Annotated in this window: 1 protein-coding gene; it reads left to right on the forward strand. The window is 61.1% G+C overall.

Translation table 11 applies throughout. From position 1 onward, the window contains the following. The coding region (locus EOA28_RS37200; RefSeq protein WP_128315913.1) for a helix-turn-helix domain-containing protein at positions 1-419 on the forward strand (419 nt) is incomplete at its 5' end. Positions 420-871 lie beyond the last annotated feature (452 nt).

Consider the following 871-nt stretch of genomic DNA (forward strand, 5'->3'; position numbering starts at 1 on the left):
GGCTTGGACCCCTGCTGGTCGGCGCGCTGCTCAGGCAGGAAGGGGTCGCGGCGGGTCATCTCACAAGCCTCAATCTCGGCACTAAGAACATCCCGAGGGAGCGGCGGCGCGCACGGATTCGAACCGATCGTGTATTGGCGTTTGTCGATGCCATCCAGGAAGCGGCGCTGGCTGGATTGAAGGAGCATGATCGACTGGTGATGGCGAGAAGCCAAATGGAGCGGCGGCTGCGCCAACGCCGAACTAGTTCGAAGTTGCCGGACTTGGTAGAGTTGGTGCTGTCACGTCCAGTTGTCTTCACCGGCATGATCCAGGAGGCGCTAAAAGTTTCGAAGCAGGGGGCGCTGAACCTGGTCGGCGAGCTCAATTTACGCGAGATGACGGGCAGGAGAAGGTTTCGGGCGTGGGGGATCGTGTGATGACGGGGCGTTTGTGGGCCATACTTTCGAATGCTGCGTCCCCGGGATGGCAGGTACCGAGCAGGCAGATAGGTCGCGGGATTGCATATCGCGCACTTGTCGTGCTGGGCACGTTCGGCGTGCGGTCGCGTTCTAGACTAGGCCCAGCTACTGTCTGTAGTCGCTGGTGCGTCCTGCTCGATCAGCTATCGGCTTGCGGGCCGGCACATGGACGCCCCATCGGCGCGACGGTTCCCGATAGCCGATAGCTGATCGAGCAGGCGACGCAGCTGTTGGTCAGTTGTTGACACTACGGATCACCTCCTGCTGGGACGGTGGAGTGTCGGCTCGCAACGTGGATTGTTCGATCGCTGTCGTGTGCCTACAGGAGGCCGCATCGCCAACCTGCGCGGAGATCAGCCGTTGAGTCGCATTGGCCAATTGCCATGTAAGCGGCAGAGGCAATTCAGCAT

The organism is Mesorhizobium sp. M2A.F.Ca.ET.067.02.1.1 (genome assembly GCF_004023285.1).
Lineage (GTDB): Bacteria > Pseudomonadota > Alphaproteobacteria > Rhizobiales > Rhizobiaceae > Mesorhizobium.